This window comes from Epilithonimonas hungarica (genome assembly GCF_900102265.1).
Taxonomy (GTDB): Bacteria; Bacteroidota; Bacteroidia; order Flavobacteriales; family Weeksellaceae; genus Epilithonimonas; species Epilithonimonas hungarica.
The window spans coordinates 1103742-1129888 of the sequence record NZ_FNBH01000001.1 but is presented as its reverse complement, the minus strand read 5'-3'; the positions used below and the strand labels follow the sequence as shown (position 1 = coordinate 1129888).

Sequence of the window (26147 nt, the reverse complement as noted above, 5' to 3'; positions counted from 1 at the left end):
CAATGAAAATAAACAATTATATCGAAATTATAGGTAAATTAAATCCTTTAGAAGAATCAAAATTCGAATATAAAAGTACAGTTTGGAATAATCTTAATGAAGATTTAAAAAAATATCTTTTTGATTTTGAAAACAAACCTGTAAGTAGGAAAGCGGTAATTGAAAGTTTCAAAAACTATTATATTGGAAAAGTACATTTTAGTGTCCCTTTTGGACTAACAATGGTTTGGGGATTTGGTGATACTGGATATGGAACATATAGAACAAATAATTATTACTCACAGGATAATCACAAAAAATTTATAGAGAATTCATTTCAGTTTGTTGCTAATAATCAAATTGAAAATGCTTACAAAGAATTGCAAAAAATAAAAGGGTTAAATATTAGTTATATTTCTAAACTTTTATATTTTGCATCTCGAGCTCAGAATCATCAATCTTATTGTTTAATATATGATATTAGAGTTGCAAAATCCTTAGTGAAATTAAACTGTCCTGAAGAAATTTTCGAAATATTGGACATAAAACCCTCAAATAAATATATTCATTATAATAAATACAACCTTCTAATACATAAAGTAGCTAAAGAGAATAATGTTTCTGCAGAAGCTTTAGAAATGTTTTTATTTAATCAGTCTTTTTAAATCCCATAAATTTTATCTGGCGCATTTTTTGGACATAGCGATAAAAAAACTATGTTCTATTTTAAGCAAATTCTACTCGGTTCCGAAGATTGGAACTTCCTTCTGGAAACGGTTCTCAGGACTGGAATAATGTTCTTCGTTATCATTTTCGGACTTCGGCTTTTGGGAAAACGAGGTGTGAAACAATTATCAGTTTTTGAGCTTGTTGTGATTATCGGGCTCGGTTCTGCTGCTGGCGACCCGATGTTCTACAAAGATGTCGGAATAATGCCAGCGATTGTTGTTTTCACAATGATCATTAGCTTGTACACTATAATTACATACTTTATTGGCAAAAGCAAAAAATTTGAGAAACTGGTTGAAGGCAAACCGATTTGCCTGATTCAGGATGGTGTTTTTTGTATTGATGATTTCAAGAAAGAATCTCTTGGAGAAGACGAATTCTTTGCTGAGTTGAGACTGAAAGGTGTTTCTCAGCTTGGCCAGGTTGAAAAAGCAATTGAGGAAATTTCCGGCGAAATAAGTGTATTTTATTACGATAATGCCGAAGTAAAATATGGTTTACCGATATTGCCGAATTCTTTGGAAAAACCGTTTAAAACATTTGCTAAAGACACTCACTATTCCTGTACATTTTGTGGTTACACGCAAGAATTCAAAACCGGAGAACATGGCAATTGTAAAGTCTGTAAAAATGATGAATGGGTAGAATCCTCCAACAAAAAAAGGATATCTTAGATCAGTTCCAACTCTTCGACTTTCAGTTCATCAAAATGATGAATGACCAAATCTGCAGTTTTGTAATTCTGATTCTTGCTGTTCTCACTTTTGTAACCAACACAAAAAATTTCGGCAGCATTGGCGGCTTGGATCCCATTTGTACTGTCCTCTATAACAATGCAGTTTGATTTATCATTTCCTGAAAGCCTTTGGGCTTCTATGAAGATAGCTGGATTCGGTTTGGATTCTGGAAAATCTTCCCCACTTACAAGATGTGAGAAAAACGGAAACAGATTGAAACGTTTGAAAACTCTGTCAATTGTAGATCTGGCGGCTGAAGATGCTAATATCAACTGGAAATTGGCAGAATAGAGATTCTTAATCAACACTTCTACTCCATCTAACAATTTCAAAGCTGGGTCAGAATCGAATAAGTTGTAAAAAAGGGTTCTTTTTCTTTGGATCAGTTCTTCAACATTGGTATCTATCCCGAAAATCTCTTTGATCATCTGATAGACGTTTCGGGTAGATTTGCCTGTGAATCTTGAGAACAGTTCTGCATCCACATCGATGTCCAATTCTTTAAAATGCTGATAATAAGCTTTTTTATGAAGTGGTTCTGTATCTACAATCACGCCGTCCATATCAAAAATAACCGTGTTTTTCATCCGTCAATTCCATTAATTTCGGTGCAAAAATAGGGATTATGTTTTACTTTATGATTCAATAAATGCTTGCTTTAACGCAAATCTATTTTTACATTATTGAAAATAAATAATAAATTGATAAAAGGTTTAAAACCCATCAAAGAAATCTAATTGTTCAGAAAATCCAATTTGATGATCTTGTTTTTTCCTGCAAGGATCAAAGTATCATGATTGAGCCATTCGCAGGTGTAGAGATTTTTTTCATCGGAGATCTTTGTCCAGGTTTTCCCATAGTCAGATGAAAAACTGATATGTTGGTCACCAACTGCAACAATCTCCTTTCCTTTGGTTTTTGGACGAAATTTGACACACGTCATATAACCAGTATTTTTTCCGCTGGCTTGTATCTGCCAGGTTTGTCCACCGTCATTAGTTGTAGCAATATTATTGACGTTGTCGGATTGTTTTGTGTAATCTCCACCCACTGCAATCCCAAAATTTTCATCAAGAAAATCTATAGAATAAATTCCTTGTGAAGATGTTCCCTGAATAAATGTTGTTTCGAAAACCTTCCAATTGCAGTCTTTGTTTTTCATCCTGTAGATTCTGGATTTTGAACCTCCGGTTGCGATCCAAATAAAATTTCCGACACCTGCAATATTGGTATTACTCGCAGCAAAGGCAGCCTCTCCTTTTTCTAAATAAGGGAAATCTTTACAATCATTACAATGGATCCATTTCGAACCGCCATCTCGGGTCTGAGAGATATTTAACCGCTGACTATTGGTCGGGTCACTGAATGCAATTCCAAAGTCATTATCGACAAACTTGAATGCGTCATAAAAAGCTGTAGCATCATTATCATTGAATACAACTTTAGATTTTAATGTTTTTTTATTTATTTGAAAAAAATATGCTGGACTTTCTATATTAATAGCATAGAAACTTCTTTTATTTTGAGCAAGTGTCCTGAATTGCAACTTTTTATCAGAAAGTGTAATTTGTTTTTTGTCTGACCTATCTTTTATGTTGACATAACCAAATTTAGAATCCGTTCCTGCATACCAAACTTTTCCATCCCAGAGCTGGATGGCCCGGATGCTGATCTGATCCGTCAGCAATGTATCGATTGTGAATCTCTGGGATAGTACAAATGATGAAATGACCGTTAGTGAAAATAGTATTAGTTTTTTCATTTTATAAAATTAAGGAAACTTTTAAAATATTAATGTTTCGAGAAGCCTCAGCGTGGCATCTCAATACTAAATCGTATTTTGATCTATTTGCAGGGCTTGTCTGGATGATACATGACCTTACTGGAATGTTGATCCCATAGCCCCGATAGTAGCGGCATCCTTTTTCTTTTTTTGCAAAAAAGGAAAAGATACAGCGGATAGCGGGATCAAGCTCCAAAAAAAATTCCGCAAAAGATGCGGAATTCATATTGTTACTGTTTGTTGTCGATATCGATGTCAACGTCTTGCAAAGGTTCTTGTTCTGCTTTAAAAGTTTCCCCGAATCCTCCGTTCTGAAGTTTCGAGTTCTTCTTACTGTACAGGAAATAAATGAAGAATCCAATGACCAACCAACCTAATGAATACATTTGCGCTTCTTTGCTCAGGTTGATGATCAGGTAGATGTTGATCGCGATCCCTAAGACTGCAATTAACGGCAATGCGGGAACTTTGAAGTTTCTCTGTAGACCAGGCTCTTTCACTCTCAAAACCCAAACCGCTACACAAACCATTGTAAAGGCGAACAAGGTTCCAAAACTTGTCATATGCGCCAAATCATTAATTGGTGTGAAAGATGCGATCACTGAAATGACACCTCCTAAAATTATCAAGTTTTTAGAGGGAACGCCTGTAAGCGGGTTAACTTTGGCAAAAGTTTTTGGGATCAAACCGTCTTTTGACATTCCCAAGAATATCCTGGACTGTCCCATGATCATTACCATCAATACTGAGATCAAACCAACTGTTGCAGCAATCGTAATGATGTAACCTGCCCAAGCTTGCCCTGCAATATCGAATGCGTAAGCAACCGGCGCTTTGATCGCATCCGGATATTTTCCTAGTGGATTGAAGTCTGTGTAATGCATCATTCCGGTAAGGATCAATGATACCAAAATGTATAGAACTGTACAAATAACCAATGATGCAATGATCGCAAACGGCACATCCTTTTTAGGATTAATTGCTTCCCCAGCCTGTGTAGAAACGGCATCGAATCCTACATAAGCAAAGAAAATCGCTGATGCCCCAGCAACAACTCCGGCATAACCATAGGCCGGATGTGAAACGCCATTTTCTGTAATCGTTGTCGCTGCAGGAATAAATGGAGTCCAGTTTTCCGGATTGATGAAAAATACTCCCGCAACAATTACGAAAATAATGGCAGACACTTTCATAATCACAATGAAATTATTAGCTTTTGCTGCGCCCTTTGTTCCTCTCAAAAGAATCCCGATCACGACCCATACAATTAAAAAAGCAGGTAAATTCATAGAAAATCCAGAATTACCTGCAGCGATATAAGTTTGTGGGTCAGTCGTTAGCCAAGCTGGTAAATGCAGCCCAAACATCTTAAGTAATTTCCCAAAGTATCCGGACCAAGAAACTGCTACTGTCATAGAACCCATTGCATATTCCAGAATCAGTCCCCAACCAATGATCCACGCAAAGATCTCTCCTACTGTTCCATAAGCATAAGCGTAAGCCGAACCTTCTACCGGGAGTATGGATGCGAATTCTGCATAACATAATGCTGCAAAAACACAGGCAATCCCAGCGATGACAAAAGAAAGTGCCAAAGCAGGACCAGCGTTATAATAAGCACCTGTACCCGTTAAAACAAAAATACCACCTCCAATGATGGCACCAATCCCGATAGCTGTTAAACTCCATTTTCCCAATACACGCTTCAGCTGACTCTTTTTGATGTCCGCTTCATACGCTTCCATTGGCTTCTTAATCCAAATGTTTGCCATAATTTAAAATTTTTTTATCCCCAAAAATTTAAAGGGGGCTTTTCTTCTATATTTATTTTTGAATTACGAAAATATTAAAAAAATATCATCCTTAACATTTTTTAACTAATTTATTTTACTTATCTGTATTAATTATTAATAAGCAACTCGATTTTTGAACATTAATAATTATCTTTGATGATATGAATTTTCTTGAAACCCTTACTGCCCAATACAGTTCTTACGCAACATATCTTATTATTTTTGAGGTTATTGCAGTCATATTTGGTTTACTAAGCGTTTACTTTTCTATTAAAAAAAATATTTGGGTTTATCCCACGGGAATTATCTCCACTGTGCTTTTCATATACATCATGTTTGTTTTTGGACTTTTAGGTGACATGCTGATCAATGTATATTATACCGCAATGAGTATCTATGGCTGGATCCTCTGGGCAAAACACGCCGAAGACCACATCCATGTAGAAGTTAAAACAGCAAGCCAGAATGACTGGAAAGTCGGTAGTATTCTTTTTGCAGGAAGTTTAATTTTTGTTGGATTGATATACTATTTCAAACCTTTTATTGATAATCAGTTTTCCATGCAAGATGTAAAACTGGGACTTTATCATCTGGATTGGGCGAATTACACAGATATTGTCACGACTTCTTTATTTCTCGTCGGAATGTATTTTATGGCCAAACGAAATCTGGAGAACTGGATCTTTTGGATTGTCGCTGACATCGTCTGTGTTCCAATGATGTTCTATAAAGGGCTCGCATTGACAGGATTACAATATTTCGTATTCACTGCAATGGCGATCATCGGTTATATGGAATGGAAGAAAAACTTAGTTAAGTCCTGATAATTTCTCCGCATATTCTTTAGCAAAGAGTTCTTTATCTTCATACAGCTTCTCTACAGATGTCGGAAGAACATAATGGAATATATATTCTTTATTATCATTCAGGAAAACAATCTCCTTCTCCTCGCCATCAATCATTTGTGCAAATATATCCCACATCGATTGGTCTTTCAACTTCAGTAATTCAAAAAAATCATTGGCTTTTATTGTAATGTTTTTCATTTCTTATTTTAAATTTATTATGCTGGCTTTTGAACACGAAGCACACTAAGTTTTTTAATAATTTTATTTATAAGTTCACTAAGCCACTTCGTTTAAATAAGACTTTGTGGTCATTTTTAAGTTTTACACCTTTGTGAACTTAAAAATATAGACAACTATTATGAAAAGTCTTTGTGGATATTGTGTTCAGAAATTTATTTATTAAACGTCTTTTATAAAATCCTCGTACTCGTAGAAGAATCTCTCAAAACCATCCATTTTTTCCACAAAGAATTCGAAGATATCCGGCCAAGTCTGTTTGTTGAAAATACTTACGCCGAATTTATCGACCCAAATTCTACTGATGACTTTCCCATTTTCCAAAACATAAAATTCATCTTTTGTAAATTCTCCGATCTCTTCCTCTAAAATTGATTCCAAAGACCAGATCTTCTCGTAATACGCATTGCGGAACAGCTCATCTTTCATCTCGATATCCAGAGAAACCTCAGCTTTTTTGTTATCTGCATAGAACTTGAAGGAGAAATCTTTGATCTTGGTATCATACAACAACCACTTTCTCGGAAAAGATTTTCCGAAAGCGGTCCAGAATTCTGTTTTCAATTGTTGAGCTTCTTGTTTAGAAAACACGATGTTAAATATAAATGATTAATGATGAATTATAAATAATGAGCAATTCCTTGTTGTTATGAGACCTGGGAATTTTGGTTTAAGCGTTGTCAGGCTGAGACCCTCAAAGCCTTTCAAATTCTGATTTTTTTACTTTTGACTTGTTTTTTACAAACTCAGATCTATTTTCGCTTCGTTGAATTCTTTGATCAGGTTTTCAAAGACTTTTTCAACAGGCAGAATTTCATCGATCAAAGCAGAGACCTGTCCGATTTCCAGCTCGCCTTCAACCAGGTCACCTTCGAACATTCCGCGTTTTGCACGGGCTCTTCCCAGAGTTTCTTTCAAAGCTTCGACATTCCTGCCTGTTTCATACAAACCTTCCAAATCGTGGAAAAATTTATTTTTAACCAATCGAACTGGCGCCAATTCTTTTAACGTTAATTGTGTATCACCTTCTTTCAGTTCAATGATTTTATTTTTGAAATTATCATGAGAACTAGCTTCAATTGTCGCCGCAAAACGGGAACCGATCTGAACGCCGTCCGCGCCCAAAGTCATTGCCGCTCTCATCTGGCTTCCCAATCCTATTCCACCAGCCGCGATCAAAGGAATATCGATATGCTTTCTGACATTAGGAATTAGACAAAGTGTTGTTGTTTCATCTCGTCCATTATGTCCGCCTGCTTCAAAACCTTCTGCTACAACTGCATCTACACCAGCTTCCTGAGATTTCACAGCAAACTTCACACTTGAAACAACGTGAGCGACTTTGATACCTTCTTTTTTTAAGTTCTCAGTATAAGTCTTTGGATTTCCTGCCGATGTAAAAACGATTTTCACACCTTCTTCCAAAATGATATTGATGATCTCTTCAAGATTTGGATAAAGCAACGCCACATTGACCCCGAAAGGTTTATCCGTAGCTTCTTTACATTTTCTGATATTTTCCCTTAAGACATCAGGATACATACTTGCAGAACCGATAAGTCCCAATCCTCCATTGTTGGAAACAGCAGAAGCCAGTCGCCATCCGGAATGCCAGATCATCCCGCCCTGAACGATTGGATATTTGGTGCCGAAAAGCTGAGTGATTCTATTCATTCTGTTGTATTGTTTTTGGGCAATTCCAAAATCTATGAAACTGGACATTTTTTATTTTTTTCAAAAATAACAATTCATTTCCTAAAAATAAAAAAACCTGCAAAATAGCAGGTTTTCTTTGATATGAAAAGATCATCGATCTTTAATGAATTTGATCGTTTGCGTTACTTTATCGGTAAAAACATTGATCAGGTATAGCCCTTTTTGAAGATTTTGAACGTTCAGCTTTTTCTCGTTATTCATATTTTTCTCGATCATTTTTCTACCATCCATTGATATGATCTCTATTTTTAGAATTTTTTCATGGGAAGTAAAATTCAAAATATCTTTTACAGGATTTGGATAGATAAAGATGTTCTGGGTTTTACCAATATTTGAAGCTGATAAAGTTGGCTGCTTCTCGAATGCACCAATATCGATCGTCGTTTCTTCTATTCTACTATTGCCAGAAAGGTCAGAGCTCCCGAATTTTACAGTATCATAAAAGCTATTATTCCCTTTGTTAATTCCATTACTGGAAGGTTGTAATGAAAAATCTCCTGCAATAATATTTTTGAACAATGGGTCTGACGTGTAATGATTAGCGCCAGCCAGAGTCACGTTATATTTCGGAAGAATAATGGAATTATTCGCTGTCACAGTCGTTCCGGAACCATCTATGGCATTCACAGAATTACCACCCATCCAAAGAATCGAATTCTGTATCGAATTGAGAACCGGAGTCTGAGTTGTCAAAAGTGTTCCGCCATCCGGATTGTAAATCGTGGAATTTATGATATTAAAAGTAGAACTATTATTGAAAAGCGGGACATAGGTCTCATCAGAATAGATCAAACTGTTGACCAAAGTCACTTTGGACCCTAATGTGGAAGCAATCGCTGTTCCTTTGTACGCACCCGCATATTGAGTATAGTTTCCTATTCTATTATTAACAAACTTGCTTCTATTAATGGTTACATTACTTCCATTAATAACAAATACTGCAGCACCAGCTCCTCCATTATTACCACCTTGCGAAGCATTATCTACTATATTACCTTCGAAAAGACAGTCCTTGATCTCAACATTCTGTGCTCCCAGATGATTAAAAACACCTATTGCACCCCCTGCAAATTTTGAATAATTATTATAAAATTCACAATTTTCAACTCTTGCAACACTGGTTCCCAAAGTATTGCCATCAATAGATAAAGCACCGATCTGAAACTGAGCATTATTTCTGAATATATTATTAGAAATCAATGGAGCATTGTCATCAACAGAAGGATAAACCAAAATAGCACTACCAGAATATCTTGGAAAATAATTATTAAGAAGGCCTCCTTCATTAGCATTACCATCCTGAAAAGTGAAGCCATCGATCTGCGTAGAGTTATCTATAGGATTGTTATAAGCATCAATAACCATAATATGATAACTGTTATCCGTTGCAGAATTTGGATTGCCAATATTTCCGCTAAGGATCGTCTCATTAGTTTCAGCATCTCTTTGATTCAGAGAAGTTTCTGTTCCTGTAAATCCGCCATAGATTTTCAGGTCATTACGTGTGACATATAAGAAGTCGTCCCTATTGGAAGTCAAGGATGGATAGTAGGTTCCTTTTGCAACCCAAATTTCTTTAATATTATTATTAGAATTAGCAGCCGAAATTACGGGTACAAGACGCTTAACGGCATTCGCCCAAGAAATCCCGGTTCCACTTCCACCACTCGCATTCACGTTGACATAAACCCGACCATTGGAATCCGGAACAATCTGAGCAGAAGTAAACACGGTCGCAAATTCTTTCTTGCTCCACAAACCTTTTGTTGTCCCACAATCGGACCTCACCCAGAAATAATAAGTTTCTCCCATAATCAGATCACTAAGCGACACCGACGTTTGTCCCGCAACAACACTTCCGGAAGGCTCCGTTTCATCTGTAGGAGCAACGGATGACCTGCTGTAATAATATTGATAACCCGCAGAAGGAGCTTCCGAAGGTGCAGTCCAGCTTAACGTAGCCGTAGTCGTCGTTGTAGAAGAAGTAATATCAGTTACCAGTTTACAAGCGCTATATACATCAGCAGAAAACGCAAAAACATTAGGGATCCCTTCACCGGAACTTTTTGTGATCGTGACACTTTTTATAGTTTTTGACTGATTACCAACATTGATGGCCAAGGGAATCTGATAAATTCTAGGATTATTATAAATATCTGACTCCAGGTTATTATTCGCAATATTAATTCTTCCAATTCCACCGATTGCATAGCCACCCCAATTGTACCAATCATAAATAGTAACATTGTTGAATGTCTGTGCTGTGTTATCAGAAAAGTTCACTACAACATTTATAAAACTATTTCCATTGCCACTTGTTGCCAACATATAAAGTGTGACAGCGGGAACTGGTGTCGTAAACGTAAGTGTGCCTGGCGTATTGTTGCCAAGACGCAAAACATTATTACTATCATAAGAATGCAGTTGATAAGTCAAACCATTTGTAGAACCGACAGCGGAATTGATAAGTCCATTGGTTGGCAACCCAAAATTATAAAATGTGCTTGTAGCCGCCAGTTTATAATCCCTTGAAACAAACGCAAAACCTACATTAGCCCCATCGCCATCCACATTATTATTAGTAGAGCTATTTGCAGGACCAGTCCCGTTTGCAACAACATCTGCATTGAATCCACTTTGGATTGCGATCGTCTGGTATTGCTGGGCATTTATCAAACTGGAGATAAACAAAAATGCGAAAAGAAGTCGAAGTGTTTTCATAATTTCATTTTAATAGATAGAATTGAATGACAAGCGATTTGTCGTTCGTCCATTAAAATTAGAAACCACTATTTTCCTATCAGAAAAAATGTTCTGAAACCCAAAGTTTTTGTTCTTAAATGGATCTAGAAATGTTTGGAAATCTTGAAAACCCGGTCCTCGATATATAATTTATCATTCACGATCTTCGTAATATGATAAGGATTGACCGCAATACTTCTGTTGATACGTTTGAAATATTTTGAAGGAAAAACCTCTTCCAGATAAGACATTGTCGTTCTCAATATTTGGTTTTTGCCGGACTTCAAACAGATCTCTACATAGATGTGGTCAGCTTCTGCAAAAAGAAAATCTTTGGACTGGAAATAATAGACCTGCTTCCCGATCTCTATCTTGAAAATATTATCCTGATTCGCTAAAGCAAGATTGATCGCCGTTATCAGGTTCACGCTTTCCACAGGTTTTGAGAGATATGCCGAAGGTTTCAGATTTGTGACTTTTTCTAGCGTGCCTGGATCTGTGAGAGCTGTTGTAAAAATGAAAGGAATGGAAATATTATCATTGATAAATTGCGCCAGATCAAGACCTGTCTTTTCTCCGGAAAGCGAGATATCTATCAAGACAAGATCGAATATTTTGTGTGACAAAAGCAGTTTCGCCTCTTCATAATCATTGGCAATCTCGGGTAAAAAATAGGTTTCCAACGTCCTTTTGACAGAGAACGCGATCAAGACCTCATCTTCTACTATCAGTATTCTGCTTCTATGTTCAGTCATTGTGAAATACGATTTTGTAATTGGCGTTTTCTCTTGTGTAGCTTCCTTTCAGCTGCTTTACCATTCCTTCGATAATCAAAATCCCGAGAGAATCCTTGTTATTTTCGAACTCGAAAACCGTTCCGTTATCTGAGTACGACAATTCAATATTATCATCAATTAGATTTAATTTCAAACTCAATATTAATGAATCATTTTTGGCGTGTTTGATAGAATTGGTGATCAATTCATTCAGAATCAATCCAAGAGGCAATGCTTTATCAACTTTAAGAAAAATATTTTCAACATCGGTTTTATATTCAATCTCTCTTCCGGAGCTGTTTTGATGTGTTTCAAAGATCTTATCCGTGTAACCTTTGGCGTCGATCAGGGCATTATCATTATGATTCACGCTGTAAGAATACAGTTCGTGCGCGATCATGATCGTTTTGATACGCTGATGAAGGTCTTCAAATCTATTTCTATAGTCAAAATTTTCTGCCTGGCTTTTCTGGAAATCAATTAAACTGAGGATCACCGCCAGATTATTTTTCACACGATGATTCAGTTCCTGAACCAGGAATTGTTTTTCCTCCAGATTGGTTTTCAAGGCAATATTATTATCGGAGATCTCCTGTTTCTGGACCTCTATCCTCTTTTTGTTTTTAAGAATCAGCCAAAGAAAAATCGCCAAAACGAAAACAGAAATAAATAATGTAACATTAAGCTTTCTGGTTCCTTCGATATTCTTTTCAAGCAATTCCTTCTCCGATCTTTCTTTATCAAAATCATATTGAATCGCCAACTCCCTGACCTTCAAATTTCTCTGTTCATTATTGAATTGCCGATAAAAATCCGACGCAATCTTATAATAATGCAAAGCCGAATCTGGTTTGTTCAGCTTTTCCATGATCTCACTTTTCCGTTGGAAGATGTCGCCTTTATAGTTCAGTACATTCGATCTGGATGAATTGGCAATCGCAGAATCCGCATAGATATTGGCGATTTTAAAATCTTTGTTCGAAATATAGAAAAACGCAATATTGTTGTACATCGAGTTGATCGCCTCGTTATGATGAAGCCTTTTGTAAAGATAAAGCGCACGTTGGAAATGCTGCAATCTTTTCTTTGGATCATTTCGGTTCCCAAGACCAAGGATCAACTCGACATCGGGAAGATTGGCTTGGTCATTTACCTGGAGTGCATACCTTTTGGCTTCATTGGCAATTTCAAAAGCTATTTTCCTATGTCCATTTACCCTGTAATAAGATGATTTTCTAATGAGAAAATGTGTATAATTTTTTGGTTTAAGTTCCGGATGTTTTATAAATAATTTTTCAGCCTTATCAATTTCTTCCTTGCTGGACCTTTCATCATCATTGATCTCAAAGATCAGTTCCCTTTCTATGAGGATCTTCAGTTGTTGTTCCGGCGTTAGTTTGGAATTGATGAGATATTGAGAAAGTTTGAAGGCCTCATCATAAAGTCCCAGTTCTGTCAGTACCTTTACTTTCTGAACATCAAGCTTTGTCTTTTCAGCATCATTATACTTCTCTCTGTTTTGATCAATGATCTCCAATGCAGATTTATAATCTGAATTCCGAATCCTACCATCAAGATCTTTTTCCAATGCCCGAAAGGAATCTTGCCCGAAACAAAAAACGTGAATAAGACCCAGAAAAAGACTAAAATAAATTCTCACCGCCTAACAAAGATAGAATAAAATATAACGCCCGATCCTACTGAATATCAACCCACTTCTACCCAGGATCAAATATAAATCTTTATCTCAATTCAAAAACAAAAATGTTCTGAAACCACGGTTTCCTGTTCTGTATCCATTAGCGGGACAAATAATTATTAAAAATCTGCATAAATACTTATTTTTACAAAAAAATTACAATTGGACCTATCTCTAAGAACAGTCACAGTCACACGATACATACTTCCTCTGCGGGAAGGTGGATCTCTACCTGCTTTGGCAGAAGCGGATGACGACTTCAAATATGTGTTGAAATTCCGTGGTGCGGGACATGGCGTGAAAGCTTTGATCTCTGAATTGATCGGTGGAAAGATATCCCAGGTTTTGGGCTTCCGTATCCCGGAGTTGGTATTTGCCAATCTTTCTGTAGATTTTGGCCGTGCTGAAGCTGATGAGGAAATACAGGACCTACTAAAGAACAGCTGTGGACTCAACCTTGCTTTACATTATCTTTCCGGAGCAATCACCTATGATCCGGGAGCAGTAAAGATCGATCCGAAAACCGCATCAGAAATAGTATGGCTGGATGCCTTCCTTACCAACATCGATAGAACTTTTCGTAATACCAACATGCTGATGTGGCATAAAGAATTGTGGCTGATCGACAATGGTGCCTCTCTCTACTTTCACCATTCCTGGGACAATTGGGAGAAGAATGCCGTAAGCCCATTTGCAATGATAAAAGATCACGTTCTGCTGCCCCAAGCTTCCGAATTGGATATTGCGAATGAAAGATTCAAAGCTATTTTGACAGATGAAATCCTAAGAGAAATCGTAGAACTGATCCCGACCGATTGGTTACTATGGAACGATACAGAACTTTCTCCCGAAGAGATCAAAGAAGTCTATTTCCAGTTTCTTACCAGACGATTAGCCAATTCCGATAACTTTTTAAACGAAGCCAAAAATGCAAGAGCAAAAGTTATATGAGTATGCAGTGATCCGCCTGGTCCCAAAGCCTGAACGTGAGGAGTTCTTCAACGTTGGTCTGATCATGTTCTCCAAGAGAGAAAAATTCATCAAGGTTAAAATCCATCTTTGTGAGGACAAGTTCCGGTTGATGCATTCCAAAACGGAATATGATGAAGTCCAAAAACATCTGGAATCCTTTGAAAAGATCGCAAAGGGCGAAAAGTCTGCGGGTTCTATCGCACAGCTTGATATTCCGGAACGCTTCCGTTGGTTGACAGCAGTGAAAAGCAGCATCATACAGACCTCGCGCCCGCATCCCGGATCCAGCCAAGATCTGGAGAAGACTTTTGAGAGATTGTTTGAGGAACTGGTATTATAACAATCATATCTGATCTTTTTTAAGATTCTGAATAAAATAGAAAGGTGTCACATCATAGACCTTCTTGAAGGCCATAATGAATACCTGAGGCGAGGCAAATCCACTTTCTTCTGCCAGATAACTGATCTTATACTCTCTGTATTTAGGTTCATTATACAATTTGTGTACTATATAGTCAATCCGTAAGCTATTGATATAGTTGCTGAATTTTTGGGACCTATTCTTATTAATGACCTCTGACAGATATTTCGTATTGGTACCGAACTGATTGGCAAGAAAACCAAGTGTAACATCTTTTTCAAGAAATTTGCCCGAAGCCTCAAATTCTTCAAGCTTCGATAGTATTTTTCTTTCCGTGTCACTAGAAATGTTATTTTGGACAGAGGAAGGAACCTGTCTTATATTCTGTATTGTACCTTTTTTTAGTTGTTCAATAATCTGTTCATATTTTTTGTGGACTATCATATTACTTCTTTTTCGATAAAATAGCATTCCAATAATAATGACAATAAAGAACATAAGAATTCCAGAGGAAATAGAAATGATGTTTTTAATTCTTTTTTCACCATCTGTCTTGTTTTCGGAGATTATTTTTTTCACAGGCGCTTCAACGGCTTCTTTTTCTATTGTTAGGATACTGTCATTCAATTTTGTGAAAAGGTCAAGATATTTTTTTGAGGTCCTGCTGTCACCAATGCCCAAATAAGATTTTGCCAAAACCATATATGCCACCCTTCTGTTATAGGGCATACTATTGGACCTTTCCATTACAAGCATATCCTCCCCATACCCTATCGCTTTTTTATAATCTTTTTTTTCTTGATAAAATTCTTGAAGGGCTTGGTACAAGTCTATTTTTGTATCAGGGTTTATTTCACCTTTAGAATTGTCAAGTTGTCTTAATGCCTCCATGAAATAAAACTCGGATAATTTTATATCTTTATTCTTATTTTTTTGATCCCTGTAGTATATGCCCAGATTCATATTTACAGAGATCAGCATATCTATTTTTTTATTTAAGGAGACTTCTTCATTATTGTCGCTGACCTTCTGAACTTCCTCCTTACTTTTTTCTAAATAGTATAAAACTTTACCATTATCCCGGCCCTGATAAAACGGGGTCAAATTATAATATATCAAAGAAACCTCATAATACCTTGTATCGGCGTTAGGAATAAGCATTGCATATTTTAAAGCCTTTTTATACTCCTTCAGACTTTCTTCATTTAGCCCAAGGTTTTCATATAAAGTGGCTCTGGTTCCATATAAAGTAGATAATATCTTATAATTCTTCTGGTTGAGAGCCAAATCTCTAACCCTATCAGAAATTTCCAAAGCTTTTTTATAATCATATGTTTGAGAAAATACAAGCATCATATTCTTGGTGGCTACTAATTCGCCTTTCTCACAGCCTATCGATCTTGAAAAGTTAACAATCTTTTGAAGCACGTCAATCGCCTCTTTGCTTTTCCCATCACTATTAAGAGAAATAGCCTTATCCATCATTTTTGTGACCTTCTCATTCCCTGGACATAAAATGGTATTTGCGTTTATCATTATTGATAAAAAGAAAAACAGTAAAAATATACATATATATGATAATCGTTGAAAGCCTGTACTACTGATTTTTCCCATTTTTGAATGAAACTTTGGAAAGGATAATTTTAGAATCATAGATAATTATTAACAATTAATTTAAAATGATAAGAGATATTTTTTATTTTAAATTACAAACACCATCGTTGATATAAAGAACTTATTAAAGCACCTTAAAAGTACAATATTCGGAAATATTAAAAACAAAAAAAGACATAGAATAATTTCCGCATTTTACACACTCGAAAATACGCACAGAAATAAAAAAAACACTGATTATCAATATTACTAAATTGTAAAATACACATTTAAGTAAATATAAGAAGATTGACTTACATTAATAATTTCACAAATTATGAATGGTGTGTTTTGCTTCGACCTACGAACCCTCTCTATTATTGCACTCGATTCATAAACTTGATATCCATGAAAAAGCTCCGATATCAATTCTCTTATTATTAAAAATAAATAATATAAAAACACAAATGATCAAAAAAAATTCGAAGGTACTTCCTTTTCTTACAAGAAGGATGCACCTTCTTTTTTTGGTCTTCTTTCCTTTGATTTCTGTGATGTCAAAGGCGATATGCAAACCGGAAGATGCGTGTTACAATGACACCAACAAACAAGAAAAACAAGGAACAGTCTATGTCTCAGAAGGTACTACATTGTTTGTTGCAGAAGGTACTATTACATCCGTGGAAGAATCCATACATAATGATGAGGTCAGCAAAGGCCAACTAAAGTCCGTTAAAAGAAAGAATGCAGAAAAACCAAAAGTCGTTAAAAGACGGTCAATAACAGTTGTGCACCATTCTTCTTTACCATCTGCCGAGACCATTTCCCCAAACATACCCAAACATAGTTGGGACACTGGAGGACCATATAACAAACAGGTATCCATAACTTCCAATATCAGTTTCAAATACGTTGCAGCTGCAATGGATGCCACATTCATCAATGTGATATTAATATTCATAATCCTATTGATAGCGGTCTATCAGAGGCATATTCTCAATACATTACTTCTAGGAGCCAATTTCCAACGCCCCCCACCTTCAATAGCGTAACGATATATTGATAAGATATTCTGCCCTGCTCAGAATCTAATGACCAGAACAGCGTCATATCCGATAATACAAGGCATTGCATGAAATACAATACAGAAAGGACTCCGCAATGGAGTAAAAACACAATATCTCAACTATAAAACGCTATAAAATGATCAAACAAATATACACCGGAACAGCACTCATCATATGCGGTGCAGTTTTCGCTCAAGTAGGAATCAACACTGATACACCTTCCGCTACTCTGGACGTTGTGGGCAAACCTACAGAGACCTCCACTATGGACGGCATCATTGCTCCCAGGATAGAAGGAGCACAATTGAGGGCCAAGACCTATACCTCTGGCCAAACAGGCGCACTGGTATATGTCACAGCGGCTGACACGGCTCCAGCAGGACAAACCGTCGATGTTACATCGATAGGCTACTACTACTTCAATGGAACAAAATGGGTAAGTATTGGGGCAGGTTCAGGGGCAGGAACAGACACGAGCATTTATAATTCCGATGGCTTGCTTACCGGTCCGGGAGGATCTCGCACGCTTACGTTGAATGGAAAATCCTTAAATTTTGTGGGTGCAGAACGAAATACTTACTGGGACACAGCCGGAAGAATACACCAGCAAACTACCAATCCCTCAAATGATGCGGCCATGGGCTTCCATGGGGGAAGTGCTAATCTATGGATACAGCAATGGTATAATGCCAGTTCTGAGATAACAGCATCAGGAAACTCTTCCGGGCTGGGATTGGCTACACACTATACCAACGACCCGGCACCTATCATTCTATCGACAAGCCCCGGAAGCAATACTACCGGGGTAGAAAGAATGCGTATCACAGGGGAAGGAAACATCGGCATCAATACCGAAGATCCTACTGAAAAATTTGACAACGGCGGTATCACCAGGCTCAGGACATTACCGTTAAATGGTACTACCAATGCTATCAACACCGATAGTGCCGGTAATACATCTGCAAGCCAGGACCAAACCTTCACAGCCACCAGAACCGTAGTGGCAGATGCCAACGGCGTATTGGGATCCGTGGCAGGTTTACCTGTAAACCCTGTGAACATCTACAATGCCAACGGTTTCCTTACAAGTGCACGTACATTAACGAATAGTGGTTTTGCTCTTACTTTTTTAGGGAGCAACCAGTCTACAACATTTTCAAGTGCAGGGGGTATTCGGCAATTTGGTACGGCAGGGATCAAAAGAGCTGATATAGTATTGACAGCAAATGACAATAATGGAGATGCGGCAAATTCTACCATGAGTATATATCAGGATGCCGAGAGCGCTGGACAAATCATTGTCGGAAGTGATTCCCGTGGGTTAACCATAGGCTCGAGATTTACAACTCAATCAGCACCAATAAAATTTGAAACGAGCGCAGGAGGAGGAGCTAACAGCATCGAAAAAATGCGGATCACAGGGGAAGGAAATATAGGCGTAGCAACAGGTACGCCAACGGAAAAACTTGATAACAACGGTATCACAAGACTGAGAAATCTTCCGCAGAACGGGACAGCTAATGCCATCTATACCATGCCGGGAGGTGCGGCCTCTACTAACCAGGATCAGACCTTCACAGCTACCAGAACTGTTGTGGCAGACGCCAATGGGGTGCTGGGATATGTAAATACCCTTCCCTCTGATGCAGGAACCACCAAAGTCATCGTAAATGTAAGTGTGCCAGGAACCCAAAATCTGATGAATGCATTTAGCCCTCCCGTTACCGGACAATTTACCAATGAAAGCATAGACACCTATAATGCCTGGACCAACAATATCTTTACAGTTCCTGCCAATCTAACTGGTCTTTATAGTGTTGTAATGCAAAACTCAAGTTCACATACAAGTACCGGAACTGCAACTCCCACATGGTCCACAATCGCCTTTTACGAAAAAAGTACTGATGGTGGAACAAACTGGAGCGAGTTGATGAGGCATACCTATTCTAATCTTGCGGGTACAATAGTAGATAACGGTAATACCGTGTATTGGACAGGTTTTCTGAATGCAGGAGACCAGCTTAGGGTTCGCCTCAACTGCAATTCGACCACCGACAACATTATAAAGAATGGCGGTATTACCATCACAAAAATCGCTCAATAAGTATAAAAAATACCAATTAATAAAAACACATTATGCCAATTTTACACAAGATCAAAGCTTATCTATATGATAACCTTCTTACCAAAGACAACCCGAATGACTTCATTGCCCGCACCATCAGCGAGCGCTCATTATCTGTAAAAGACATCTGCGAGACCGCCGTCAACCGTGGTGGTGCAGATGTAACTGCAGCAGCCATGGAACATGCTACAGAACTCTTTCTGAAAGAGATGGCTTATCAGCTATGTGACGGCTATTCCATAAACACGGGTTACTTCACAGCCGGAACACAGATTCGTGGGGTATTCGATAGCCCTACCGAGACTTTCAACAGCCAAAAGCACAGCATACTGTTCCAGTTCAACCAGGGGGAAAAGCTGAGAGCAGAGATCCCGAACATAGAGATCAATATCCTGGGTGTTGCAGATGCGACCTCTGCGATATTGCAGGTAAAGGATGTGAAGACAGGAACTATAAACGATCTGCTGACCCCAGGACATGCTATAAAGATCAGCGGAAGCAAGATCAAGGTGGCAGGAGATGACAAGGCCAACGGCATCTATTTCGTGAATACAGATACCGATGACCGCATACAGGTAGAACTAAGCGATGTGGTAAACAACAATCCTTCTGAGCTCATTATCATCGTCCCTACCCTCTCTGCAGGTACATACAGGTTGGAAGTGGTGACACAATTCACATCCAACAGTATTTTGTTGAAAGAGCCCAGAACAGCTGCTTTTGACAAGATACTTACAGTAGCATAATACGAGCTTCCTTATTGGCTACCAAAACACTCGGCTATTAGGGTATCCCATACGCTCGTATTGGCGTGTACAATACGATGCTATTGTATCTACCAATAGAGAATAGAAGAATAACTGAACGTAATCATATTCACTTGTGTTAAGCAGCCGGAAGCTTCGCAATCAATTAAAGAAGACATTACGGCTGTGATTACGTTAATTATTAACAGACTCAGTCTGATAAAAGTATCTTTTAAGGATCAAACTGCTTACCCTGGTGAGATAATATTCAAAATATGATGAATGGTAACGGATTGCAGGCTCTTATCGCAACATTCTGCAAGTAAATAAAATCAATTATCAGAACAATGAAAAAAATATATACAGCCTGTTAAAACATGAATTATGAAAAACGACCTCCCGCACAAGTTCCAGCGGAGTCTCAAAAACAAAAAGCTATTCCTACTAACTATAGACGGCAAGACCATTGGTACATTACGTCTTATTAAAAATCTAAATAAACACAATACATGATGAACAATTTTTTTAAACTCAATGTATTTGGGCAATCCCATCGTAAACATGGTGGGATTCCCAAATTACAATTTTTATTATTTGTGGTACTGCTTTTTGCAGGCATGCAGCTTGCCAGGGCACAGTGCAACACCGTGTGCAACAGCAATTACGGGTTCAACTCCAATAATGATGCTGCCACTATTGAGTATGATAATATAATATCAGCCTCGGTTACTAACGCAGTCAGAGAGTCTGATGGTACTTTTAAGATATGGGGATACGGCACGGCTGCTAATGGTTCGGCGAATTTACTCAGTCCCACTATTATAAACAGCACTAATTATCCGGGGTTGCAGGGTACTGTTCTGAAAGTCGCTTTAGGGGGAACATCCGGGCCTTCTAACCAATCCGTTTTACTAACAACGGAAGGTTTATATGCCTGGGGGACTGCTGGCAATTTTATACCAACTGCTCTTCAACCTAATGCTGCTTTTGGCAGGGTGAACACATCAGGCAGTACTTATGGTCTGCCTCCAGGTGTAGAGCCACAGCAGGTTAAAAGCCTTATGGGTACACAATCAGCTTTAGCATTATTGACCTGCAGCGGAGAGACCTGGGTATTGACAAAAAATGCTGCTTTAGCAGGCGCGGGGCTGACAACTGCAAATAATAATTGGAATCGTGTTACTATCTCAGCTCCAGGCAACCCTACACTGGATAATGTGATTGCCTTTAGAGGTTCAATGTCTTCTTTGATGGCCTTACGTGCTGATGGTACGCTATGGACATGGGGAGTTAGCTTTTTAGGAGATGGTACAGCTACTACAACCAGGAGCAGAGCAGAGCAAATGACTTTGCCAAATGCTTCCGGTACCATTAAAATGATTGGTATGGCAAATAGTGGTTCTTATTATGTATTATATACCGATGGCAATCTATATTCTATGGGAAATAACTCTTCCAGAGAATTAGGTGATTGGACAACCACAACCAGATCAACATGGATACAACCCAGATACAATTCGGCTTCGGGAGCGGTAATGAATAACATTAAATGGATCTCACCTACTGAACATCATGACAGTTACCCGTCAATCAATGTACTTACAACTACCGAACAAGTGTATAACTGGGGACATAACTATCAAAGTAAGCTTAGGTCTGGTGGAGGAACTAGTTCAACTATTGATCCGGGCAGTCCTACTACAGACCGGATGCTTGCATTAGAATCTGGAGGTGCACAAACTATTGTTATTAAAGCCTGCACACAAAATTTTGGTTTCGCAGGAAATCAGTATTATGGTAGTATGGGTGATGGGTCTAATACTATCAATGTAACAAGAGTTCCCTATAACTACAGTACAGCACCTGTCAATGTTTGTGGAGCCAATGCTATGGTTACCACGGGTGCTCCGGTGTTCAATGCGGACTTGCCCACTAGCAGATGTCAGGGAGCTGGTACGGAGACATATACCGCTACTGCTAGCGGAGGTACTGTTTCTTATAGCTTATCTCCCGTTGCCGCAGGTAGTATTAACGCCTCAACAGGTGCTGTTACTTACAACGCAAGCTGGTCTGGCACGGCAGAAATCACTGCCACTGCCACCGGGGGGTGTGGTACCCCGGAAACGACAACGTTTACAGTAACTGTAGCCGCAACGCCTGCTACTCCTGTATTTAATAGCGCTTTATCAACTCAAAGATGTACAGGGGCAGGTACGGTAACTTATACCGCTACATCTTCCAACGCAGACAGTATTACATACAGCATTGCCAATACAGGAACAGGAACGCAGCCAACAATCAACCCTACAACGGGTGAGGTAACCTATGCCGCCAACTGGAGCGGAACTTCAACAATTACCGCCACCGCAAGTGGATGTAGCACAACAGCCTCTTCTACCTTCACGGTAAGCACGGCAGCAATCCAAGCAGTAGCAGATGCTGCTACGGGACCGTCTGCTACACCATTAGCGATCAATGTTTTAACCAATGACCTTTGCAGTCCTGATCCTACTACATTAACCATTGTTACGCAACCAGTGAACGGTACTGTGCAGATTGGTACAAATGGTAATGTGACCTACTTGCCAAATGGTGATTTTGCAGGAACAGATACATTTGTTTATAAGGTATGCAATGCCCCTGCAGGAGTATGCAGCCAGGCTACGGTAACTGTTACTATTGCGCCAAATCTGATTGACGTATGCAGTACCGCCGGCTTACCCAAAACGTTTTATCTGCCTTTCCCGGAAAATGCGGAACTGAAAAAAGCACTAATGAGTGCTGGAAGTGATGCAGTAAGTAATAATACTGTCAATGCCAGAAGAATTATTGGTATCAGAGCTAATTACTCTAATACGCTTATCTATTATGATCATTGGGAAGATGGCTATGAGCCTACAGCAGGAACGCGTACACAAACTACTACGGAAATCTGGGGAGACGGGAACACCTCCAACGGTGTCGCTCCGGGATATCCAACAGATATTTTCCCGGAAGGCGCTATCATTACAATAGATAATAACAACGCATACAGAACAGGAGATGGCAGAACCCCTACCGAAACCACAATACAATATGATGGTAGAGACAAAATATATTCTACCAAGTTATTGACCCTTACCAAGGTTACAGGTAGTGATGCAACTTTCTCAGTACAAAATACCAAAGGTAATGTGATCGATACCAACAAATTCGGGCGATTGTTCGTAGTTCCTTTTGGAGAGAATATTAGCTCTCTACTGAATCCTAATATTGCGACTACAGTTTTCGACTATACTTCTCTATTTGTAAGAGCGTCAGAGAACGGTACTATAGTACAGCTGGATTATAATGGAGATGGCGTGGTAGATGTTACATCGCCAACACTTGCAGAAGGAATGGTATGGTTCTATGAAGGAACAGCTGGCCCACCCCCAGGTAATAAAACCAGAGATACAAACAAGGCAAATGATATAAAATCCGGTGCTGTGATCACCAGTAACAAGCCGGTGGGTGTAGATCTTGTTTTTGGAGGGATAGACAACTATGGGACCAGAAATATTCCATTGCTGCCAGGCAACTTTTATGGAAGCACCTACTATTCTCCTGTTTACACAACCTTGTCTACTGCTCCCGTATACGCGGTATTCACAAACAGTTTGAATGAAGCTATAACAGTGAATTGGAAAAATGGACTTGGAGGTAATGGCAGCATCATAATTCCGGCCAAGGGTTATACATCTTTGGAAATGAATCAAGCCACTGCTTATAAGTTTGAGAGTGTCAACGGGAAAAGCTATACAGCTGTCACAATCGTAGATGCTGATGCTAATGGTTTAGCTTATGACTGGGCATTTAATATGATTCCTGGAGAACAACTGACTAACTTTACAACGACAGCTTGGGCGCCTGGCATGGCTTCTGCCGGAGCTGCTAATCCAGTATGGATCACTCCTACCAAGAGTACCACAGTATATGTTAAATATACTGGCAGTGTCATAAGTACTGCACCGGGATTGACAAGTCCTTGCGGGTTGAAGTATGATGTGGCCTATACGCTCTCTGAGCTGCAAGCCCAGAAGGTTTTTACCAGCACAGGAAACAGCGGTATGTCTTTTTTTACCTGTGACGGGACACCTATCTCTGCTGTTTATGGTCAGGATTCATCTGTTGCTGCAGTAAGTGGAGCTACTACACTGGATGCAGGATTTACCTTGGATCCTCAGTGTATAGATTTTGTAATATTTGCAAATGATGACCAATCTCAAACCTATCCTAACATCCCTGTAACTATAGATATCCTGAACAATGATGTAGGAAGAGTATCTCCAACTACTGTTGCTATAGTGTCTCAACCAACAAATGGAACAGTAGTAGTCAACCCGGACGGAACGGTAACCTATACACCAAATCCTGGGTTCTCGGGTACAGATACTTTTAACTACCAAGTTTGTAATTCTGACAGATCATTATGTAGCACAGCTGTTGTAACTGTAAACGTAGGCTGTCTGGATGCTGAGATGAAACATATCCTTACAGGGAAGATATTTGACGATGCTAACAAGAATGGTACAAATGAAAATGGAGAAAGTGGCATTGCCCATACAGTTAATCTATATCTGGATGCCAATGGTAACGGTGTATTAGACACTTCTGAGAACACTCCTGTAGAATCTGTAACTACCAATAATACCGGTGCGTACGTTTTTGACCGTGCTACTCCAATACCAACCACCCAGGCTTCCAATGATTTTGCTACAGCCAGCTACAGTGCAGGAACGGGATGGTCTACCAACTGGATAGAAGAAGGTGAAACAACATCTGCAACTGCAGGGAACATTCAGATCGCGGCGGGCGAGCTTCGTATTACGGGTAATACTGCCGTAGCTGTCAGAAGATCTGTTAATGCGCCTATTACTAATGCCTTGTTATCATTTGATTACAGAACTGCCAACCTAGATGGTCTTCCATATAAAACACTGTTAGTAGAGGTAGCGCCAAGCGCTACAGGACCTTGGACAACTCTTGGATCATTATATAGTACTACAGGATATGCTAACGGGAAAAAGATTTATAATATCCCAGCCTCGGTCGTAAATGCAGGTACAGCCATCCGTTTTAGAACAACAGGAGCAGGCAATCATTTCTTTTATATTGATAATGTAGCGATACAGTCTATACCGACTGTTAATTATATTGTACAGCTTGCAGAACCTCTACCTGCCAACCGCTATCAGACTTTGCCTGTATTGCCGCAGAAAGGTTATGCAGTGGCATTTAACGGTTATAAAACCAGCTGTTCAAATAACTTTGGATTAGCAATCATAGCAGCACCTGCTTGCTACAAGCCTGGTATTACATCAGGAACGGCACTAGATACCAAAGTAGGCATCTCTGCATTGGGAAGAGCAGGAGAGACGGATGCCGACAACTGGCCAATGGCAAGAAAAGGCGGACACATTGCCCTGGAATCAAAAACCAAAGCTTTTGTTCCGAACAGGGTAGCCTTCTCAGGAGGTAACCCTGTGGGAATTGCACCGGCTAACTTTGTAGAAGGAATGATGGTATATGACATCACAAACAAATGTCTTAAGGTATATACCCAGAAAGAAGGAGACTCTGCAATGGCTTGGCATTGTGTAACCACACAAGCGTGCCCAGACTAATAAATTATTTATCATCCTGAGATTGTTAAACAATCTCAGGATATTAAATCAAAAAACAAAAAAAATGATAAAAAACATTATAACCACAACCTCTCTGTTGGTTGCAATTTCTACAAGTGCACAAGTCGCTATAGGCAAAACCGAGATTTCCAATCCTGATGTCTCTCTGGAATTTGCCAATACGGAAAACAAAGGTATGATACTCCCCTATGTGGAAACCAAAACCGGTATCACAGAGAACGGATCGATCATCTATGACATCACAGACCATAAGGTAAAATATCTGAAGGACGGAAGCTGGTTTGACCTTTCGGTAGATACGACAGGACAAGCTGACCTGTCCATACAATCCACAAAAACCGAGCAGGCAACTGCAAAGACCGTGATCGGAGCAGACGGGGCAACCAATAATACATCTGGCATCCTTGTCCTTTCTGATACCAACAAGGCCATGATACTACCAAAAGTGGAGAGCCCACACCTGAACATCATCGATCCCGCACCGGGAATGATGGCCTATGATACGAACAAAAGGCAATTGGCCGTATACAATGGCAGTGTCTGGACATTCTGGAAACCATAAGGTATCACAATGCCGT

20 protein-coding genes are annotated in these 26147 nt (G+C 38.9%); 10 read left to right on the top strand and 10 right to left on the bottom strand.

Translation table 11 applies throughout. The annotated features are described in order from the left end of the window. Positions 1 to 2: 2 nt before the first annotated feature. Both BLT30_RS05195 and BLT30_RS05190 read left to right on the top strand, forming a co-directional pair. On the top strand, positions 3 to 644 hold the full coding sequence (locus tag BLT30_RS05195; protein ID WP_089872035.1) for an 8-oxoguanine DNA glycosylase OGG fold protein: 642 nt from the start codon (positions 3 to 5) through the stop codon (positions 642 to 644). A 51-nt stretch (positions 645 to 695) separates the two neighbouring features. After that, positions 696 to 1382, top strand: coding sequence for a DUF421 domain-containing protein (locus tag BLT30_RS05190; protein ID WP_089872033.1), 687 nt, complete (start codon positions 696 to 698; stop codon positions 1380 to 1382). On the opposite strand, the gene BLT30_RS05185 is transcribed toward BLT30_RS05190, so the two are convergent. From BLT30_RS05185 to BLT30_RS05175, 3 genes are all read right to left on the bottom strand, one after another. Further along, the gene (locus tag BLT30_RS05185; RefSeq protein ID WP_089872031.1) at positions 1379 to 2032 is read right to left on the bottom strand and encodes an HAD family hydrolase; all 654 of its coding nucleotides are present in this window, start codon (positions 2030 to 2032) and stop codon (positions 1379 to 1381) included. The genes BLT30_RS05190 and BLT30_RS05185 overlap by 4 nt on opposite strands. Before the next feature lie 146 nt (positions 2033 to 2178). Continuing rightward, positions 2179 to 3207, bottom strand: coding sequence for a WD40/YVTN/BNR-like repeat-containing protein (locus BLT30_RS05180; RefSeq protein WP_245707115.1), 1029 nt, complete (start codon positions 3205 to 3207; stop codon positions 2179 to 2181). Between the two features lie 251 nt (positions 3208 to 3458). Next, a complete protein-coding gene (locus BLT30_RS05175; protein ID WP_245707114.1) occupies positions 3459 to 5000 on the bottom strand; it encodes an APC family permease in 1542 nt (513 codons plus the stop codon). A 182-nt stretch (positions 5001 to 5182) separates the two neighbouring features. On the opposite strand from BLT30_RS05175, the gene pnuC reads away from it, so the two are divergent. Further along, on the top strand, positions 5183 to 5845 hold the full coding sequence (gene pnuC, locus BLT30_RS05170; RefSeq protein WP_089872029.1) for a nicotinamide riboside transporter PnuC: 663 nt from the start codon (positions 5183 to 5185) through the stop codon (positions 5843 to 5845). Here pnuC and BLT30_RS05165 read toward each other — a convergent pair. The 6 genes from BLT30_RS05165 to BLT30_RS05140 all read right to left on the bottom strand — a co-directional run bounded on the left by BLT30_RS05165 (position 5831) and on the right by BLT30_RS05140 (position 12928). Then, a complete protein-coding gene (locus BLT30_RS05165) occupies positions 5831 to 6067 on the bottom strand; it encodes a hypothetical protein (protein WP_089872027.1) in 237 nt (78 codons plus the stop codon). The genes pnuC and BLT30_RS05165 overlap by 15 nt on opposite strands. Before the next feature lie 201 nt (positions 6068 to 6268). Continuing rightward, the gene (locus BLT30_RS05160) at positions 6269 to 6697 is read right to left on the bottom strand and encodes a DUF4268 domain-containing protein (protein WP_089872025.1); all 429 of its coding nucleotides are present in this window, start codon (positions 6695 to 6697) and stop codon (positions 6269 to 6271) included. A gap of 147 nt (positions 6698 to 6844) precedes the next feature. Continuing rightward, entirely contained in the window at positions 6845 to 7780 is a 936-nt protein-coding gene (locus BLT30_RS05155; protein WP_089872920.1) for an NAD(P)H-dependent flavin oxidoreductase, read from the bottom strand. Between the two features lie 132 nt (positions 7781 to 7912). Beyond that, complete coding sequence (locus BLT30_RS05150; RefSeq protein WP_089872023.1) at positions 7913 to 10543, bottom strand: T9SS type A sorting domain-containing protein; 2631 nt, start codon at positions 10541 to 10543, stop codon at positions 7913 to 7915. A 125-nt stretch (positions 10544 to 10668) separates the two neighbouring features. Then, the gene (locus tag BLT30_RS05145) at positions 10669 to 11319 is read right to left on the bottom strand and encodes a response regulator transcription factor (protein ID WP_089872021.1); all 651 of its coding nucleotides are present in this window, start codon (positions 11317 to 11319) and stop codon (positions 10669 to 10671) included. Further along, the gene (locus BLT30_RS05140; RefSeq protein WP_089872019.1) at positions 11312 to 12928 is read right to left on the bottom strand and encodes a sensor histidine kinase; all 1617 of its coding nucleotides are present in this window, start codon (positions 12926 to 12928) and stop codon (positions 11312 to 11314) included. Before BLT30_RS05140 ends, BLT30_RS05145 begins: the two co-directional genes overlap by 8 nt. Positions 12929 to 13201: 273 nt before the next feature. On the opposite strand from BLT30_RS05140, the gene BLT30_RS05135 reads away from it, so the two are divergent. Together BLT30_RS05135 and BLT30_RS05130 are read left to right on the top strand one after the other, a co-directional pair. After that, the gene (locus BLT30_RS05135; RefSeq protein WP_089872017.1) at positions 13202 to 13990 is read left to right on the top strand and encodes a HipA family kinase; all 789 of its coding nucleotides are present in this window, start codon (positions 13202 to 13204) and stop codon (positions 13988 to 13990) included. Next, entirely contained in the window at positions 13968 to 14351 is a 384-nt protein-coding gene (locus BLT30_RS05130) for a DUF3037 domain-containing protein (RefSeq protein WP_089872015.1), read from the top strand. Before BLT30_RS05135 ends, BLT30_RS05130 begins: the two co-directional genes overlap by 23 nt. A 3-nt stretch (positions 14352 to 14354) precedes the next feature. Here BLT30_RS05130 and BLT30_RS05125 read toward each other — a convergent pair whose 3' ends face one another. Then, positions 14355 to 15986, bottom strand: a complete 1632-nt coding sequence (locus BLT30_RS05125) for a helix-turn-helix domain-containing protein (RefSeq protein ID WP_175487127.1) — start codon at positions 15984 to 15986, stop codon at positions 14355 to 14357. 446 nt (positions 15987 to 16432) lie between these two features. Between BLT30_RS05125 and BLT30_RS05120 the strand changes: the two genes are divergently transcribed. From BLT30_RS05120 to BLT30_RS05100, 5 genes are all read left to right on the top strand, one after another. After that, on the top strand, positions 16433 to 17017 hold the full coding sequence (locus tag BLT30_RS05120) for a hypothetical protein (protein WP_139166575.1): 585 nt from the start codon (positions 16433 to 16435) through the stop codon (positions 17015 to 17017). Positions 17018 to 17168: 151 nt separating this feature from the next. Then, positions 17169 to 19136: a hypothetical protein gene (locus tag BLT30_RS05115; protein ID WP_089872010.1), complete on the top strand. Its 1968-nt coding sequence runs from the start codon at positions 17169 to 17171 to the stop codon at positions 19134 to 19136. 32 nt (positions 19137 to 19168) lie between these two features. Continuing rightward, entirely contained in the window at positions 19169 to 19903 is a 735-nt protein-coding gene (locus BLT30_RS05110; RefSeq protein ID WP_089872008.1) for a DNA-binding domain-containing protein, read from the top strand. 512 nt (positions 19904 to 20415) lie between these two features. Beyond that, positions 20416 to 25548, top strand: coding sequence for an Ig-like domain-containing protein (locus tag BLT30_RS05105; protein WP_139166574.1), 5133 nt, complete (start codon positions 20416 to 20418; stop codon positions 25546 to 25548). Between the two features lie 64 nt (positions 25549 to 25612). Next, a complete protein-coding gene (locus tag BLT30_RS05100; RefSeq protein WP_245707113.1) occupies positions 25613 to 26131 on the top strand; it encodes a hypothetical protein in 519 nt (172 codons plus the stop codon). Positions 26132 to 26147 lie beyond the last annotated feature (16 nt).

Excerpts from the sequence above, each read along its gene's own strand:
- BLT30_RS05195 (WP_089872035.1), top strand. The coding sequence starts at position 3 with ATGAAAATAAACAATTATATCGAAATTATAGGTAAATTAAATCCTTTA.
- BLT30_RS05190 (WP_089872033.1), top strand. The coding sequence starts at position 696 with ATGTTCTATTTTAAGCAAATTCTACTCGGTTCCGAAGATTGGAACTTC.
- BLT30_RS05185 (WP_089872031.1), bottom strand. The coding sequence starts at position 2,032 with ATGAAAAACACGGTTATTTTTGATATGGACGGCGTGATTGTAGATACA.
- BLT30_RS05180 (WP_245707115.1), bottom strand. The coding sequence starts at position 3,207 with ATGAAAAAACTAATACTATTTTCACTAACGGTCATTTCATCATTTGTA.
- BLT30_RS05175 (WP_245707114.1), bottom strand. The coding sequence starts at position 5,000 with ATGGCAAACATTTGGATTAAGAAGCCAATGGAAGCGTATGAAGCGGAC.
- pnuC (WP_089872029.1), top strand. The coding sequence starts at position 5,183 with ATGAATTTTCTTGAAACCCTTACTGCCCAATACAGTTCTTACGCAACA.
- BLT30_RS05165 (WP_089872027.1), bottom strand. The coding sequence starts at position 6,067 with ATGAAAAACATTACAATAAAAGCCAATGATTTTTTTGAATTACTGAAG.
- BLT30_RS05155 (WP_089872920.1), bottom strand. The coding sequence starts at position 7,780 with ATGAATAGAATCACTCAGCTTTTCGGCACCAAATATCCAATCGTTCAG.
- BLT30_RS05150 (WP_089872023.1), bottom strand. The coding sequence starts at position 10,543 with ATGAAAACACTTCGACTTCTTTTCGCATTTTTGTTTATCTCCAGTTTG.
- BLT30_RS05145 (WP_089872021.1), bottom strand. The coding sequence starts at position 11,319 with ATGACTGAACATAGAAGCAGAATACTGATAGTAGAAGATGAGGTCTTG.
- BLT30_RS05130 (WP_089872015.1), top strand. The coding sequence starts at position 13,968 with ATGCAAGAGCAAAAGTTATATGAGTATGCAGTGATCCGCCTGGTCCCA.
- BLT30_RS05125 (WP_175487127.1), bottom strand. The coding sequence starts at position 15,986 with ATGGGAAAAATCAGTAGTACAGGCTTTCAACGATTATCATATATATGT.
- BLT30_RS05120 (WP_139166575.1), top strand. The coding sequence starts at position 16,433 with ATGATCAAAAAAAATTCGAAGGTACTTCCTTTTCTTACAAGAAGGATG.
- BLT30_RS05115 (WP_089872010.1), top strand. The coding sequence starts at position 17,169 with ATGATCAAACAAATATACACCGGAACAGCACTCATCATATGCGGTGCA.
- BLT30_RS05110 (WP_089872008.1), top strand. The coding sequence starts at position 19,169 with ATGCCAATTTTACACAAGATCAAAGCTTATCTATATGATAACCTTCTT.
- BLT30_RS05105 (WP_139166574.1), top strand. The coding sequence starts at position 20,416 with ATGAACAATTTTTTTAAACTCAATGTATTTGGGCAATCCCATCGTAAA.
- BLT30_RS05100 (WP_245707113.1), top strand. The coding sequence starts at position 25,613 with ATGATAAAAAACATTATAACCACAACCTCTCTGTTGGTTGCAATTTCT.